18 protein-coding genes are annotated in these 16,245 nt (G+C 53.2%); all 18 read left to right on the top strand.

Annotation, left to right across the window (positions count from 1 at the left end):
- Window positions 1–2,597: helicase-exonuclease AddAB subunit AddA (gene addA / locus PAT3040_RS39400; RefSeq protein ID WP_258235311.1), on the top strand; the 2,597-nt coding region annotated here is incomplete at its 5' end.
- A gap of 68 nt (window positions 2,598–2,665) precedes the next feature.
- The gene (locus tag PAT3040_RS35145) at window positions 2,666–3,271 is read left to right on the top strand and encodes a hypothetical protein (RefSeq protein WP_087567153.1); all 606 of its coding nucleotides are present in this window, start codon (window positions 2,666–2,668) and stop codon (window positions 3,269–3,271) included.
- Window positions 3,272–3,351: 80 nt separating this feature from the next.
- A complete protein-coding gene (locus tag PAT3040_RS35140) occupies window positions 3,352–3,663 on the top strand; it encodes a hypothetical protein (RefSeq protein ID WP_087567152.1) in 312 nt (103 codons plus the stop codon).
- A 169-nt stretch (window positions 3,664–3,832) separates the two neighbouring features.
- A complete protein-coding gene (locus PAT3040_RS35135) occupies window positions 3,833–4,177 on the top strand; it encodes a histidine triad nucleotide-binding protein (protein WP_087567151.1) in 345 nt (114 codons plus the stop codon).
- A 94-nt stretch (window positions 4,178–4,271) separates the two neighbouring features.
- Window positions 4,272–4,445 carry a 30S ribosomal protein S21 gene (gene rpsU / locus PAT3040_RS35130; protein ID WP_005547957.1) on the top strand — a complete coding sequence of 58 codons (174 nt, stop codon included), beginning with the start codon at window positions 4,272–4,274 and terminating at the stop codon, window positions 4,443–4,445.
- Window positions 4,446–4,460: 15 nt separating this feature from the next.
- Entirely contained in the window at window positions 4,461–4,904 is a 444-nt protein-coding gene (locus tag PAT3040_RS35125; protein WP_087567150.1) for a GatB/YqeY domain-containing protein, read from the top strand.
- A gap of 169 nt (window positions 4,905–5,073) precedes the next feature.
- Window positions 5,074–5,352 (top strand): sporulation protein YqfC, encoded by a 279-nt coding sequence (gene yqfC / locus PAT3040_RS35120; RefSeq protein WP_087567149.1) that lies wholly within the window; start codon window positions 5,074–5,076, stop codon window positions 5,350–5,352.
- A 22-nt stretch (window positions 5,353–5,374) separates the two neighbouring features.
- Window positions 5,375–6,568 (top strand): sporulation protein YqfD, encoded by a 1,194-nt coding sequence (yqfD, locus tag PAT3040_RS35115; RefSeq protein WP_108996265.1) that lies wholly within the window; start codon window positions 5,375–5,377, stop codon window positions 6,566–6,568.
- 6 nt (window positions 6,569–6,574) lie between these two features.
- Window positions 6,575–7,546: a PhoH family protein gene (locus PAT3040_RS35110; protein WP_108996422.1), complete on the top strand. Its 972-nt coding sequence runs from the start codon at window positions 6,575–6,577 to the stop codon at window positions 7,544–7,546.
- Window positions 7,547–7,749: 203 nt separating this feature from the next.
- Window positions 7,750–9,990 (top strand): HD family phosphohydrolase, encoded by a 2,241-nt coding sequence (locus PAT3040_RS35105; RefSeq protein ID WP_087567147.1) that lies wholly within the window; start codon window positions 7,750–7,752, stop codon window positions 9,988–9,990.
- A 10-nt stretch (window positions 9,991–10,000) separates the two neighbouring features.
- On the top strand, window positions 10,001–10,498 hold the full coding sequence (gene ybeY / locus PAT3040_RS35100; protein ID WP_108996264.1) for an rRNA maturation RNase YbeY: 498 nt from the start codon (window positions 10,001–10,003) through the stop codon (window positions 10,496–10,498).
- On the top strand, window positions 10,499–10,858 hold the full coding sequence (locus PAT3040_RS35095; protein WP_108996263.1) for a diacylglycerol kinase family protein: 360 nt from the start codon (window positions 10,499–10,501) through the stop codon (window positions 10,856–10,858).
- A 36-nt stretch (window positions 10,859–10,894) separates the two neighbouring features.
- A complete protein-coding gene (gene cdd / locus PAT3040_RS35090; RefSeq protein WP_108996421.1) occupies window positions 10,895–11,338 on the top strand; it encodes a cytidine deaminase in 444 nt (147 codons plus the stop codon).
- Window positions 11,335–12,255, top strand: a complete 921-nt coding sequence (gene era, locus PAT3040_RS35085; RefSeq protein WP_087567144.1) for a GTPase Era — start codon at window positions 11,335–11,337, stop codon at window positions 12,253–12,255. The genes cdd and era overlap by 4 nt, the downstream gene beginning before the upstream one ends.
- A 107-nt stretch (window positions 12,256–12,362) precedes the next feature.
- Window positions 12,363–12,515 (top strand): YqzL family protein, encoded by a 153-nt coding sequence (locus PAT3040_RS35080; RefSeq protein WP_108996262.1) that lies wholly within the window; start codon window positions 12,363–12,365, stop codon window positions 12,513–12,515.
- 87 nt (window positions 12,516–12,602) lie between these two features.
- The gene (gene recO / locus PAT3040_RS35075; RefSeq protein WP_108996420.1) at window positions 12,603–13,346 is read left to right on the top strand and encodes a DNA repair protein RecO; all 744 of its coding nucleotides are present in this window, start codon (window positions 12,603–12,605) and stop codon (window positions 13,344–13,346) included.
- A gap of 329 nt (window positions 13,347–13,675) precedes the next feature.
- A complete protein-coding gene (gene glyQ / locus PAT3040_RS35070; protein ID WP_087567141.1) occupies window positions 13,676–14,563 on the top strand; it encodes a glycine--tRNA ligase subunit alpha in 888 nt (295 codons plus the stop codon).
- Window positions 14,556–16,245, top strand: a 1,690-nt coding sequence (gene glyS / locus PAT3040_RS35065) for a glycine--tRNA ligase subunit beta (protein WP_108996261.1), incomplete at its 3' end; no start/stop codon positions are given. The genes glyQ and glyS, both read left to right, overlap by 8 nt.

The following is a 16,245-nucleotide window of genomic DNA, read 5'->3' as shown; positions in this document are numbered from 1 at the left end:
AAAGCTCGGAGAACGGCCCGAGCGGCGAAGAGGGGGACGGCTCGGGCGGCCTGCGTATTGACCTGGCACGCAACTTTCGCAGCCGTGCCGAGGTGGTAGACGGCGTCAACGCGGTCTTTCGGGCGATGATGCGGGAAACCGTCGCGGAGATGGATTACGACCGCCGGGCGGAGCTTGTATGCGGAGCGGCTTACCCGGAGCCGCTGGAACCTGGCAGCTGCCGCGTGCAGTTCGCGGTGCTGGATCGTGCCGCTGCCGACTCCGACGAGGGCGAAGCTTACGGCAGTCTCGCCGAAGATGACGAAGGGGCGGATGGCGCCGAAGGACCGCGAGCTCAAGATGATACGGCTGAGCTGAAGGTAGCTCAGTTGGAGGCCCGCTGGATCGGCGGCCAGCTGCGAGAGCTGATGGATCGCGGCTTTCAGGTCTACGACGGCAAGCGCAAGCAGTATCGAAGTCTGCAGTGGAGGGACGTCGTCATTTTGCTGCGCGCGACGCAGGCTTGGTCTCCGATCATCATCGAAGAGCTTCAGAGCATGGGCGTACCCGCTTATGCGGAACTGAGTACGGGATACTTCGAAGCTACAGAGGTCGAGACCATGCTGTCCCTGCTAAGGGTCGTGGACAATCCCTATCAGGATATTCCGCTTGCGGCCGTGTTGCGGTCTCCTTTGTTCGGACTCAATGCGGAGGAGCTGTCCCGCATTCGGATCTTGTCGCCGTCAGGACCGTATTACGATGCCGTTTTGCAAGCGGCCGGAGACGAAGCCATGCCAGGGGAATCCAGGCTAAAGGTGTCCAGATTTCTGGAAAAACTGGATGCATGGCGTCAGGAAGCCAGACAAGGGGCGTTGGCAGACTTGCTGTGGCGCATGTACCTGGAGACGGGCTACTATGACTTTATGGTCGGTTTGCCGGGAGGATCGCAGCGTCAAGCGAATCTGAGGGCGCTGCATGACAGGGCGAGACAATACGAGGCGACTTCGTTCCGGGGGCTGTTCCGGTTCCTTCGTTTCATTGAGCGAATGCGCGATGGCGGCGGAGATCTCGGAACGGCCAGGGCGCTTGGCGAGCAAGAGGATGTCGTGCGGATCATGTCGATTCATAAGAGCAAGGGGCTGGAATTCCCGGTCGTGTTCGTGGCCGGGCTCGGCAAGCTCTTTAACCAGCAGGATCTGCGAAGCCCGTTCCTTAAACATAAGGAGCTTGGTTTCGGGCCAAGGTACGTGGATTCCGAGCTGCGCATCAGCTACCCGTCGCTTCCTTATCTCGCGATCCGGCGAAAGCTTCGCATGGAGATGCTTGCGGAGGAGATGCGCATCCTGTACGTCGCATTGACCCGTCCCAAGGAGAAAATGTATCTTGTCGGCACAACGGCGGATGCCGGCAAGAAGCTGCAGCGATGGCTGGGCTCGACCGACTCCGAAGGGCGCTTGTCGGATTTCCGGGTCGCAACGGCTCGTTCGTTTCTGGATTGGCTTGGTCCTATGGCGGCCGCTCAATTGTCCGGCTCGGAGCAAGGACGGCCCGAACAACATGCGGAAGCTGGCAACTCTTTAGAAGGAACGTTGCCGGAACAAGGAAACGTTTATCCCATTGGAGCCAAGCCCCAATGGGAAGCAGCCGTCGTTCCAGCCGCATGGCTCGGCATCGAGGCGGCAGCAGCACAAGAGATCGTTGACGAAATGACGGACGCAGGGAATTCTTTAAGAGACGCGGCGATCGCTTCTCTTGCTCAGCTGGAGGAGGTTGAACAGGACCGGGAGCTGCGGTCTCGCCTGGATTGGCGGTATCCCTATGAGGTCGCATCCAAGCTGGCAGCCAAAACGTCCGTCACCGAGATGAAGCGACTTCACGAGGAAGCGGATGTCTATTCCGCCGACCTTGGCGGAAGCGATGGAAGCGGACATGCTGACTCCCAAGACGATGAGGCCGCTCCTGCTGACTTCGGCTCAAGGATGGCCGATCGGCATTCCGAAGCGTTTCAGTCAAGCGGCGGGGCTGCTGAAGCGTCTGGTGGAGCTTCCTTTTCGCTGCGGCTGCGAAGACCGGCCTTTATGGAAGAAAAGTCGCTCACCGCGGCGGAAAAAGGTTCTGCCAGCCACTTATTGATGCAGCATGTGCCGCTGGTCGCCGAAATTGGCGCAACGGAGATTGCGGCTACGTTAGCGGATATGGTGGAACGACGACTGCTGACGTCGATGCAAGCTGCATCTATCGATATCTCCGCCGTTGCGGCTTTCCTGTCCGGCGAGCTCGGTCAGCGAATGAGAAATTCGCCTTGGGTGCGCCGTGAAGTACCCTTTAGCGCGATGCTGCCGGCAAGCCGTGTCTACGCGGGGGGAACCATAGAGCAATTGACGGAAGAGCCTGTACTGATTCAAGGGGTTATCGACTGCATGTTTCGAGGCGATGCCGGCATCGTTCTTGTGGATTACAAGACGGACCGAATCCACTCCGGTGGATGGGAAGCGGCGGCGGAGAGGCATAGATTCCAGTTGGAGCTGTATGCGGAGGCGATTGCGTCCGTGCTGGGAGAACCCGTTGCAGAGACCTACGTCTATTTCTTTGACGGCGCTTCAACGATTAAATTGTAGCCGCATTTGGCAACATGGCCTGTAAAACGGATAACGCAATTATAACGCTTTGTGATGGAGGGAGAAGCTTGACGGAGAAAGAGCAATCGGGCAAACGTTCGCTCGCGCTGCCCATTACCTTGCTGTTGCTGGTAATGAGCGTGATGGGTAACGTACTGTTGTCTACCAAAAATATCGGATATACCAGAGACCAGACTGTGGATGAAGGAAGAGCCGTTTTTACGCAGCTGGAGAAGGGCAAGTCCGATCTTGCTTATTGGAGCCGTCTTGCCGGCGAGGCCGTTGCTTCTCCGGCTGCAGAAAACGGTATCGGACGAGTGACCGCAGCCTACTTAAGCGAATCGATCGCAAGAGGGGAAGCGCATCTCGGCAGCTTGCTGGAAACAGCCGAGAAGCTGGATGTTTCGGCTTTCGAAGGGGCAGCGGGAGCTTATGCGGATTTTATGGCTGATCGCAAGGAAAAGCTGGCTGCGATCGGAGCGGGCTCCGGCCCCTTGGCGGATGCCGAGCGAGCGGCCCTGGAAGGTTCGAAAACATCTTTTGAGGAGATGGAAGAACTGCTTACGGAATTCCATTACGCGGGTTCGGACAATAAAAACGTTCTCATCCGGCTTGCCGGCGGCCATGACTGGCTGCCAATCGCGGCGAAGCTGAGAGACGCCGTTTTAAAGTAATTGCATGAGAAGCTAAGGCCTTCAGTAGCCATTCGCCTATATCTGCATAAGATGAATGGATAACAGGAGGCTGATGAACGATGGAAAATAAAGCGTATGACCAAGTCGACGCCAAAAGCATGTGCCAAGCGCATATGTATCGTTACGTGATGGTGCAAACGAACGACGGTTGCTGCGTAGATGGGTTTGTGGAGCATGTGGACGACGAGCATGTATATTTGGCCGTTCCGCATTGCCCCGGCGATTGGGAACGAGCGTTTCTGCCTTATGGCGGGTATGGCGGTTTTGGCGGAGGTTTCGGTTATCCGTTTTATCCGCCAAGAAGATTTTACCGCAGAGCGTTCCCGCTGGGTTCGCTGCTCGCGATTTCCCTGTTGCCGTTTTTTCTATAACAATAATGGAATTACGATTCTGTGCGACAGCATGGACAGCATGGCGCGGCTTTTTGCCGCGCTATCTTGCTTTCCGCATGATTGGCGTATAAAGGGATCGGGGATTGGACTAGACAGGAAATTTTCGGTATTATAGAGAAAGCATGAAGGGATTGGAGGTTGTGTTGTAGTGGATTGCATTTTCTGCAAGATTATCGAAGGCTCTATTCCGTCCAAGAAAGTGTTCGAAAACGATCGCGTTCTTGCGTTCCAGGATATTCAGCCGGCCGCGCCTGTACATATTCTGATCATTCCTAAGAAACATATTCCCACGATGAACGATATCGGTTCCGAGGATCTGGAGCTTGTCGGAGAGCTGTTTGCGGTTGCCCGTCAAATCGCGAAGGAGCAAGGGATCGATGAAGCGGGATACAGGCTGATCAACAATGTGAACAGCGACGGAGGACAGGTTGTTTATCACCTGCATATCCATCTGCTCGGCGGCAATAAGCTTGGCCCGTTATTGGCAGTCTAACAAAGTTGACACTGGGATTTGCTTTGCCGTATAATGAAGTTTGATAAACCGTGTTATAGCTCTGGACGGTCTGTTTCGGAGGGAGGGAAAACTGGTGTCTGAAACTAAAGTTCGCAAAAACGAAACCATCGATGCTGCGCTTCGCCGCTTTAAACGCTCCATCGCTAAAGACGGTGTTTTGGCTGAGGTGAAAAAACGCAAGCATTACGAAAAGCCAAGCGTTAAACGCAAGAAAAAGTCCGAGGCTGCTCGCAAGAGAAAGTTTTAGGAGGATCCTTCCATAATGAACCTGAGCGAACGATTGAACGACGATATGAAGCAAGCCATGAGGAGTCAGGACAAGTTCAAGCTCACGACGATTCGCATGATGCGCGCGTCCGTGAAGAACTTGGAAATCGACCTTAAACGTCCTCTTGACGATAACGAAGTGCTTGATATTCTAAGTCGCGAGATCAAAATACGTAAAGATTCCCTCCAAGAATTTAAAAAAGCCGGCCGCGACGATCTGGTAACAGGTCTTGCAGCAGAAATTGAAATTATTAGTCAATACCTTCCCGAGCAGCTGACCGAAGAAGAGATTCAAGAGATAGTAAGGCAGACCATCCAAGAACTCGGTGCTTCTTCTAAAGCCGAAATGGGGAAAGTGATGAGCGCCCTGATGCCTAAAACAAAAGGACGCGCTGACGGTAAACTAGTAAATCAATATGTCCAACAATTTCTGCGTTGATATGCGGACTCCCGAAACACCCCGAAAGGGGTGTTTTTTTGTTATGGCATCTCCAAGACTTGTGAGTCCCGCTTATTTTCCCTCCTCATATTTCCAGTCGCGAACGCATAATTTGGTATAGTACGGAATTATAGCGATACCTTCGTTCGCTGAGGAGGCCGAGACGGCAATGCGACAACTGAAAAAAAAATTTCGCAAACTCACCGCCGAATTGCTCGATATGCCGCAGGATGTCGTCTATGATCTGCCGCGATTGACAATGATCGGCGACCGCCAGCTGTACATCGAGAATCATCGGGGCGTCGTTCATTTCTCCAGCGACAAGCTAAGGCTTGCGCTTAGCAAGGGGCAACTGGAGGTTACGGGGAGTGAGCTGGTCATACGAACGATATGGACCGAGGAAGTATTCGTTGAAGGCATCATTGCGAATATACAGTTGATTCCATGAATCCGTCGGGAGGGAATTTACGATGAAAGGTCAAGGCGTAACGTGGCTGCAAGGAGTCGTCGTCGTTGAGGCAAGAGGGGGACGGCCGGAGGAGCTTGTCAATCGGGCGCTGGAGGGCGGACTGTCTCTCTCTGCCATATCATGGACAAGCAACGGAAAATTAAGGTTTGAGTTGTCGGTTGGAGACTTTTTTAAGCTTCGTCCGTATTTAAAGCAGACAGGCTGTCGCGTTCACGTCGTGAAGCGGAACGGCCTGCCTTTCTGGATGGCAAAGGCGGAGAAACGCATTTGGTTCGCAGGCGGCCTCGCGTTGTTTTTTCTCCTGATTTTCCTGCTCTCTTCCTTGGTTTGGAGGATCGACGTTGTCGGCAATGAAAGAATGCCTAAGGAAGATATTTTACAAGCGGCCAAGGCCGAAGGGCTGTATACGCTGCAATGGTCGTTCAGGCTGCAGGATGCGGACGTCATCTCCAAGAAGCTCGTGACGGCATTGCCGGGTACGACATGGATCGGAGTGGAGAAGAAGGGGACGAAAGTAACCATCCGGGTCGTGGAAATGTCGCTTCCCGAGCAAGCCGCGCTAAATAGTCCCAGACATCTGATTGCATCGACAGACGCGGTTGTGACGCAGATCGTGGCGGAAGCGGGTAAGCCGTTGGTGAAAAAAAATACGCGCGTAAAAAAGGGACAAACCTTGATCTCCGGCATCATCGGCAATGAGACGTACAACAAAACGGTCGTGGCCAAGGGGAGCGTGCGAGGACTGGTCTGGTACGAATACGAAATTCTGTCGCCTATGACGCAGCAAGTGAAGGTGTATACGGGTGAGAAAAAAACGAAGTGGCATGCCGTGATCGGCTCCAGAGCGCTTCAAATCAGCGGCTTCGGAGACAACCCCTTTGCCCAGTCCGAAACGGTAACGCAAGAGGAAAGAGTGTCCTGGCGCGATTGGACGCTGCCGTTCGGAAGGATGAAAGAGACGATTATGGAGTCTGAGATGCAGGAACGTACATTGACGGAAGAAGAAGCGCGCGAGGCAGGTAAGATGCAAGCGAAGGCCGAGGTCTTGTTGAAAGCCGGGGCGGATGCGGTCATCCGGGACGAAATTGTTTTGCATGAAAAGGCGGACAATGGTAAAGTTTATATGAAAGTTCTTTTTGAAGTAGAACAATCCATCGTGGAAGAAATGCCATTAGTCCATATGCAGGGAGACTGAGAATTGTTGCAAAATGATCAAAAATCAGCAAAAGTACATCTAGGCAACGCCGCGGAGGGACTAGCTGTATTCGGTCCGCAGGATAAATTTCTACGGCTCGTCATGGAACAGTCAGGAGCTTCCATAAGCTCGCGTGAGGCGGAGATCGTCATTACGGGGCAGGCGAAGGAAGTAGATTCGTTGGAGCAGCTGTACACCGTCTTGCTGCAGCTTGTCAGAGGCGGCTACGCGCCAACGGAGAGAGATATCATGTATGCGCTCGATTTGGCTCGCAATATGCAAGCCGAAGAGCTGCTCGATCTATTCAAGAAGGAAATTGCATCCACGTTCCGCGGGAAGAAGATCATGGTCAAAACAATTGGCCAACGCCATTATGTAAAGACAATCAAGAAACGCGACATCGTGTTCGGTATCGGACCCGCGGGAACAGGCAAAACCTATTTGGCCGTCGTTCTGGCCGTCGTAGCGTTGAAGGAGGGGGCCGTAAAGCGGATCGTGCTCACTCGGCCAGCCGTGGAGGCGGGCGAGAATCTGGGTTTCCTGCCAGGCGATCTGCAAGAGAAGGTCGATCCTTACTTGAGACCGCTGTATGACGCGTTACATGACGTGCTTGGCCCCGAGCAGACGGCCAAAGCGCTGGAACGCGGATTGATCGAGATTGCCCCGCTCGCCTATATGCGCGGAAGAACGCTCGACGATTCCTTTATTATTCTGGATGAAGCGCAGAACACGACACCGGAGCAGATGAAGATGTTCCTGACGAGACTTGGTTTCGGCTCGAAGATGGTCATTACGGGAGACGTTACGCAGATCGACCTTCCGCGCGGCAAGTCGTCGGGTCTCGTAGAGGCTCAGCGCATCTTGAAGGACATCGAGGAGATCGGCATGATCTTCTTCGCGGAGCAGGACGTCGTAAGGCACTCCCTTGTCCAGAAGATCATCGTAGCCTACAACCACGACGCAGAAAGCAAATCTTGAAATTAAAATAGAAGTTCAAAAACCGCTTTTCAGTACCGAGAAGGTTGAATGAAGCCGGAATCTGAGTAGCGGAGCGTAGCGGAGCTACGTGAGCAACGGAAGATCCGGCTGAATTCAAGATTCGAAGTCGAATAGGCATCCGAGTGTTACTTCGTAATCAAAAGCGGATTTTTGAACCTCCTTTGAAAGGAAGGGTTGCGTGCATGGGGCAGGGTGAATCAGCTAAGCCGATCGTCAAACCGCCTGCTAGATCGACGCAAGGTTGGAGGCAGAGTCCTGCTGTCAAGTGGACCTTGATGGCGATGTTCGTGCTGCTCTTTTATTTCAGCCTGGCGCCGCATGTCATTCCGGAGACATATGATATTACCGAAGGCGTGGCCAGCGAAAAAGAAATCAAGGCGCCCTTTCAGATCCGTGACGAGAAGGCGACTCGACAGGCGGAAGAAGATGCGGCCGCGAAGATCGATCCCATCTATTCGATCGTACCGCTAAGCAATGCGACGCTCGTCGAACAACTATTTTACCGAATCGAGCAGCTTAACCTTGATGATCAAGTTACGACCGATAACAAGGTTGCGATCTACCGATCCGAGATTCCTGGGAAATATGATGCCCATATAGATGCATTTATCACTGCAAATAAGGGCAAAGGAACGTTCAGCGATTCTCTTGTGCAAGAGATGGAAAATGTCGCCAAAGATCAGCGGTATACCATACCGGAAGAAACTTTCTACAAGATGCCTCAGCTTAAATCCGAGCAGCTATCCGAGATGCGGTCGGTGGCAAGAGAAATCGTCCGCAAGCTGACGCTAGAGCCGCTGCGAGAAGCGGAGACGGCTCGCACCCAGGTCGCCGAGCTCGTTAATGCGAGCACGCTGTCCAATCGGACGGAACGGGAGATCGTGCAGGAGCTGGCGAGATTCGCCATTATGCCGAATCGTTTTCTCGACACGGATGCAACGGACGAAGCCAAAGCGCTTGCCAAGCAGAATACGCAGCCGGTCGTCTTTAAGGAAGGCGACGTCATCGTAAAGCGGGGGCAGACGATTACCCCGGATCTGTACAAGCTGTTGTCGGACTCCAATCTCTTGCAGGACAAGACGTCGTATTGGCCGCAAGCGGGACTGCTCATTCTGTCGCTGATGGCCGTCATCGTACTGTTCGTGTATTTGCACCAATCCGGCGGTTTTGGGGGGCTTCGGCCGAAGTACAGCAATACGCAGCTGCTGATGTTGCTGCTTATTTTCCTGATCAACATCATCACGATACAGATCATCGCGCTGATTCAGACGGATTCCGTACCCTATGCCGGTTATTTGGCACCTGCGGCTCTCGGAGCGATGCTGATTACTTTGCTGCTGGATATGCATTTGGCGATTATTTCGTCATTTATTTTCACCATCATGGGAAGCATCATCCTGAATCCGGCATCCAATACGCTTTTTGATTTCAAATACGGCTTCTTCGTGATCGTGGTCTCGCTTGCCGCCATCTTCTCTATCCATCGGGCCAGTCAACGATCCGCGATTCTGAAGGCAGGCATTATGGTCAGCTTATTCGGGGCTTTATCCGTGATGGCCGTATTGTTGATGACGGAGCAGCTCGAGCGGATGCCGTTCATCTACTCCGTATCCTTCGCATTCGCCAGCGGCTTGTTGACGGCGGTGCTTGTTATTGGATTGATGCCGTTTTTCGAAATTACGTTCGGCATTTTGTCGGCTCTTAAGCTGGTCGAGCTGTCAAACCCGAATCATCCGTTGCTGCGCAAGCTGCTGACGGAGACGCCGGGCACCTATCACCACAGCGTCATGGTAGGCAATCTTTCGGAAGCTGCCGCCGAAGCCATCGGCGCAGACGGCTTGTTGTGCCGCGTCGGCTCGTATTATCACGATATCGGGAAGACGAAGCGGCCGAACTATTTTATCGAAAACCAGTCCAATATGGAGAATCCGCATGACACGATCGATCCCAAACTCAGCAAGTCGATCATCGTTGCGCATGCACGAGATGGCGTCGAGATGCTTAAGGGCCATAATATACCGAAGCCGATCCGCGATATCGCGGAGCAGCATCACGGCACGACGTCGCTCAAGTTTTTCTATCACAAGGCGGCGAAGCAAGCGGAAGAGCAGGGCATCGTGCCAACGTTTACCGAAGACGATTTCCGTTATCCGGGACCGAAGGCTCAATCCAAAGAAGCGGCTGTCGTCGGCATCGCCGATTGCGTGGAAGCGGCAGTGCGGAGTTTGCGCAATCCAACGGTGGAACATGTCGAGGCCATGATCGCCAAAATCATCAAGAGCCGCCTTGACGACAATCAGTACAACGAATGCGACTTGACGCTCAAGGAGCTGGACAAGATCGCGCAATCGTTGAAGGAGAGCATCATCGGCATCTTCCATTCCCGAATCGAATATCCGGAAGATGTCAAGACGAAGGAGTGAATACGGCAGGATGACTTTGCAGCTGGATTGGAATAACGAGCAAGACAAACACGAAATACAAGATGCATGGATCGTCAAGCTGACGGAGCTGCTGCAGCTGGCAGGCGAGGCGGAAGGCTTGACAACGGGAGAGGTCGCGCTGACGTTTACGGATGACGAAGGTATTCATGCCCTCAACCGAGATTATCGAGGCATCGACCGTCCGACGGATGTACTGTCGTTCGCGATGCAAGAAGACGGCGCGGACGAGCTTGACATCATTTTCGAAGTAGAAGATGAGTCCGAGAGCGATCCCTTGTCCGGCATGCTGGGCGATATTATCATATCGGTAGAACGAGCTCAGCTGCAGAGCGAAGAGTACGGTCATTCGCTGGAGCGGGAGATCGGTTTTCTGTTCGTGCACGGCTTCCTGCACTTGATCGGTTACGACCATCAGGACGAAACCTCCGAAGCCGAGATGACGGCGAAGCAAGAAGCGGTGTTAAGCCAAGCAGGTTTAACGAGATAGATGGCGAAGTTCGTCCGGAACGTAGGGCTCGCGTTGTCGGGGATCGGACTTGCGATTCGTACGCAGCGGCATATGCAAATTCATTGTGTCGCAGCCGTTATCGTAGTTGGACTGGGACTGTTCCTATCGCTGGACGCGATTCGCTGGAGTCTGATCGTTTTCGCGATAGGATTGGTCGTAAGCGCCGAATTGATCAATACAGCCATTGAGCAGGCCGTCGATCTGGCCAGCCCCGAGCGGCATCCCCTGGCGAAAGCGGCCAAGGATGTCGCGGCAGGCGCTGTGCTGGCGGCGGCCCTTGTTGCCATAACGATTGGACTGCTCATACTGGGTCCGCCTTTATTGGCGCTCTTCTCCTAATACAGAGATTGGAAGGCGGTTGTCAGACATATGCTGATGGAATACACCGGACTTAAGCCGGAATACTCGGCCATGCTGAAACAAGCTTATGAAGCGATGGCGCGTGCGTATGTGCCGTATTCGGGATTTCAGGTTGGAGCCGCGCTGCTAGACGCGGAGGGACAAACGCATTACGGTTGCAATGTGGAAAATGCGGCTTATGGTCCTACGAATTGCGCCGAGCGTACAGCTTTGTTTCGCGCGATCGCAGATGGACGGTCTGCCGGCGAATTCCGGGCAATCGCGGTTATTGGAGATACGGATGGCCCCATTGCGCCATGCGGTATCTGCAGACAAGTGATGGTTGAATTATGCGCGCCTGATACCCCGGTCATTATGGGCAATCTGCGCGGAGCCTGGAGTATCGCGACGGTAGCGGAATTGCTGCCGGGCGCCTTTACGCCGGCGTCGTTAAACAAGGAGGAGCATGAACTAACATGAGCGAACAAGATAAAACGCGCGGCGCAAAAAAATTTAAATCCGGATTTGTGGCCATTATCGGCAGGCCGAACGTAGGCAAGTCGACGCTGATGAACCACTTAATCGGGCAAAAAATTGCGATTATGTCGGACAAGCCGCAGACGACTCGTAATAAAATACACGGCGTATTTACTTCAGACGATTATCAGATCGTCTTTCTGGATACGCCGGGCATCCATAAGCCGCAATCCAAAATGGGCAATTACATGAACCAATCCGCGGAAGGCGCGCTTAAGGAAGTCGAAGCCGCGTTATTTCTCGTCGATGTCTCGGAAGGGCTCGGCGGAGGAGACCGCTTCATTATCGAAAAGCTGAAGTCGCTCAAGACTCCTGTCTTTCTCGTCATGAACAAGATCGATAAGATAGAGCCCGAAGCGCTGCTCCCGATGATCGCGCAATACAACGAGCTGCACGAGTTTGCCGAGATCGTACCTATCTCCGCTCTGCAAGGCAATAACGTTAATACGCTTCTGGAGCAGATTACAAAATATTTGCCGGAAGGGCCGCAATATTACCCGGCAGACCAGATTACGGATCATCCGGAGCAATTCGTGTGCGCCGAGCTCGTCCGCGAGAAGATTTTGCATATGACTCGCGAAGAGATTCCGCATTCCATTGCGGTGACGATCGAAGATATGCGCGTACAAGAGAACGGCGTTGTTTATATCGGAGCCGTTATTTTCGTGGAGAGGGATTCGCAAAAGGGCATCATTATCGGCAAACGCGGCGAGCTGTTAAAGGAAGTCGGCAAGCAGGCACGAAGAGATATTGAAGCGCTGCTCGGCTCGCGGATCTATCTGGAGCTGTGGGTTAAAGTCAAGAAGGACTGGCGCAATCAGGAGCGGGTCTTGAAGGATTTGGGCTTCCGCAACGACTAACGCCGGATGCCGTTTTTTACGTTTTTTGCTAAGGATACCGAAGCGACTATTATCGCATCCTATAACCGTCTGGAGCTACATTTCCTAGGCGGAAAGGATGGATACGAATGCGAGATTTTTCGTGGAAGTATTTTACGTTGACCGGAGACGTCGAGTCCTTCATGCTGTACAAGGAAGTGAATCAATACGGCACGTCCGATGAAGCTACTCCGCTTGCTCTGCAAGACGAGGAAGCTGTAAAGATGGATGTACAAGAATAAGCGACATAGCGGTATTATGTATGAATAGTGAGTGTTCAAAAAGTTTTTTTGAACAAGAGGCTTATGGTTCGCGGGGGAGAAGCCGGCATGTTGCATCGCGTGGAAGGAATCGTAATCCGCTGTATGGATTATGGGGAAAACAACAAAATCGTTACTCTTTTGACGAAGACGGGCGGAAAAGCCGGAGTGCTCATTCGCGGCGCGAAAAAGGTGAAGAGCCGGCATTCCTCGCTTGCCCAGCCGTTTACGTACGGAGAATTTCAGTTTTTTCGAAGCACCGGCTTAGGCACGCTTAATCATGGTGAGATCATCGCCTCTCACCATGGTTTGCGCATGCAGCTCGATCTGTCTGCTTATGCCTCTTATGCGGCGGAGCTGACTGATCGCGCTTTGCAGGAGGAAGAAGCAAGCTCCTTCTTGTTCGAGCAGCTTTTGGCGTGTTACACGGCTCTACAGGAAGGTAAGGATCCGGCGATTGTATTGCATTTGTACGAGATGCGTATTCTCGATCTGGCGGGTTACGCCCCGCAGCTGGAACAATGTCTGCATTGCGGCAACGTAATGGGCTCCTTCAAGCTGTCGCCGGGCTCGGGCGGCGTTTTATGTAGCCGTTGCGAGGGGAGAGATCCTTATGGCATTCCGCTTGGCGAAGGGGTACATAAGCTGCTCCGATTGTTTAAGGGCATGGATATGCGCCGATTAGGAGCGATTACGGTTAAGGAAAGTACGAAAGCAGAGCTCAAACGGTGCATGCGGGCACTGATGGACGCGCAGTTGGGATTGCAGCTGAAGTCACGCAACTTTCTGGATCAATTGGACAAATTGGTTTGACATTTGACAATCGTCCCTATTACGCATAAAATAGTGGAATATGAATATGGGATGTTGATGGAGAAAGTAACCGTAAGAAATCCGCTAAGCGAGTCGGGGGAAGGTGGGAGCCCGATGCGGGTATTATGGCGAAGGGCGCTCCGGAATCCTTTGAACGAAAGCGGGTTGTTCTTGCGGACTTACATTCGCAAGGTCGGCCAAGTAGGGTGGAACCGCGGGAATTATACTCTCGTCCCTATGTCTGGAAGCAGACGTAGAGGCGAGAGTTTTTTGCGTGCTTTGCGGATCGTGCTTCTGCAACACTAAACATATAGAAGGAGTGTAACGGCATGAATTTTCAAGGCATGATTTTGACGCTTCAACAATTCTGGGCGGAGCAGAACTGCATTCTCGTGCAGCCGTACGACGTGGAGAAGGGAGCGGGGACCATGAATCCTATGACTTTCCTGCGCTCTATCGGACCCGAGCCGTGGAACGTGGCTTATGTTGAACCCTCCCGTCGTCCCGCCGATGGACGATATGGCGAAAATCCCAACAGGCTGTATCAGCATCACCAATTCCAGGTCATTCTTAAGCCGTCGCCCGACAATATCCAGGAACTTTATCTGGAAAGCCTGAAGCGGCTTGGCATTGACGCGCTCGACCATGATATCCGGTTCGTCGAGGACAACTGGGAATCGCCGACGCTAGGCGCATGGGGGCTTGGCTGGGAAGTATGGCTGGACGGCATGGAAATTACGCAATTCACCTACTTCCAGCAAGTAGGCGGAATCGATGCGAATCCGGTAGCTGTAGAAATCACTTATGGCATGGAACGTCTTGCTTCTTACATCCAACAGAAGGAGAATGTCTTCGATCTGGAGTGGGTAGAGGGCGTAACCTACGGAGACGTGTTCCTGCAACCGGAATACGAGCATTCCAAATATACGTTTGAGACATCCGACACGGCGATGCTGTTCACCCTTTTTAATATGTATGAAGAAGAAGCCCGGAAGACGATGGAGCAGCATCTCGTATTTCCTGCTTACGATTATGTGCTTAAGTGCTCTCATGCGTTCAATCTGCTTGACGCTCGAGGCGCAATCAGCGTAACGGAGCGCACGGGCTATATTACTCGTGTACGGAACCTAGCCCGTCAATGCGCGGCTACCTATTACGAGGAGAGAGAGCGGCTCGGATTCCCGATGCTGAAGAAGGGAGTGGAGCACAATGGCTAAAGATTTGCTGCTGGAGATCGGGCTGGAGGAAGTGCCCGCAAGATTCGTTCGCGCCGCGATGAATCAATTGAAGGAAAAGACGGCGAAGTGGCTTGCCGAGAACCGGATCGGCCATGGAGAGGTTGAAGCCTACGCAACGCCAAGAAGACTTGCGGTGATTGTGCGCGAGGTAGGGGAGAAGCAGGCAGACAGCAATGAAGAAGCGAAAGGGCCTTCCCGCAAAATCGCGCAGGACGACTCCGGTAACTGGAGCAAAGCCGCTCTGGGCTTTGCCCGAAGTCAGGGCGTGGAGCCGGAGCAGCTGTATTTTCAGGAACTCTCCGGAGTGGAGTATGTATATGCACGCAAAAGCAGCATTGGAGCTCCTACGGACAGCTTGCTCTCCGAAGGATTGAGCATGCTGATCACATCGATGTCCTTTCCCAAAAATATGCGCTGGGGCGCTTACGACTTGAAATTCGTAAGACCGATCCGCTGGCTGGTCGCGCTGTTCGGCGATAGCGTCGTGCCGTTTGAGATTGCCGGCGTCGAGACGGGACGCATTACGCGCGGTCATCGGTTTCTTGGCGAAGAAGCAAACATAGCAACGCCTGCCGATTATAAAGAAGCGTTGCGCCAGCAGCAAGTCATTGTTGACGTCGAGGAACGCGAAACGCTGATTGTCTCCCAAATCAAAGGTTTGAGCGAGGAGAAGGGCTGGAACATCGCGATCAAAGATGATCTCCTGGAGGAAGTACTGTTCCTTGTCGAATATCCAAATGTGCTCTTCGGAACTTTCGATTCTACTTTCCTGCAAATTCCGCAAGAAGTACTGATTACATCCATGCGCGAGCATCAGCGTTACTTCCCTGTGCTGGACGAAACCGGGAAGCTGCTTCCGTTTTTCGTTACGGTGCGCAATGGCGACACGAGAAGCATAGATCTTGTCGCTAAAGGAAACGAGAAGGTATTGCGGGCGAGACTTTCCGATGCGAAGTTCTTCTATGCGGAGGATCACAAGCTAACGATCGACCATGCGCTTAGCAAGCTGGAGAACATCGTCTATCACGAGGAGCTGGGCACGGTAGCGGACAAAGTCTGCCGCATCACCGACATCTCGAAGCTGATCTCGGACGCTTTGCAGGTAGAAGCCGAGCAGGCCGCTCGAGTTGCCCGCGCCGCTGCAATTTGCAAGTTCGACCTCGTCTCGCAGATGGTATACGAATTCCCCGAGCTGCAAGGCATCATGGGCGAGGATTACGCCAAGAAGGCAGGCGAGCATGACTCCGTTGCGAAAGCCGTCAACGAGCATTATCAGCCTAGGTTTTCGGGCGATGCCATTCCTTCCGGATTGGAGGGGGCTATCGTCAGCCTCGCGGACAAAATCGATACGATAGTTGGCTGCTTCTCCGTCGGCATCGTGCCGACAGGTTCGCAGGATCCGTACGCGTTGCGCAGGCAAGCGGCGGGTATCGTTCAAATTCTGCTAGGGCAAAATTTGAAGCTTACTCTTGGCGAGCTGTACGAAATCGGCCTATCCGTTCACGAAGCGCGCGGTCTGAAACGTGCCGCGGCCGATATTCGCGAGGATCTGAACGATTTCTTCTCGCTTCGCGTGAAGAATTGGTTATCCGAGCAAGGCAACCGCTACGACGTTGTCGATGCCGTCATGGCGGTCGGATTCGACGATCTGGCGCTTACGG

Source organism: Paenibacillus agaridevorans (assembly GCF_003112455.1).
Taxonomy (GTDB): domain Bacteria; phylum Bacillota; class Bacilli; order Paenibacillales; family Paenibacillaceae; genus Pristimantibacillus; species Pristimantibacillus agaridevorans.
Note: the sequence above shows the minus strand (reverse complement) of the source record. Positions and strands in the feature narration are given on the sequence as shown.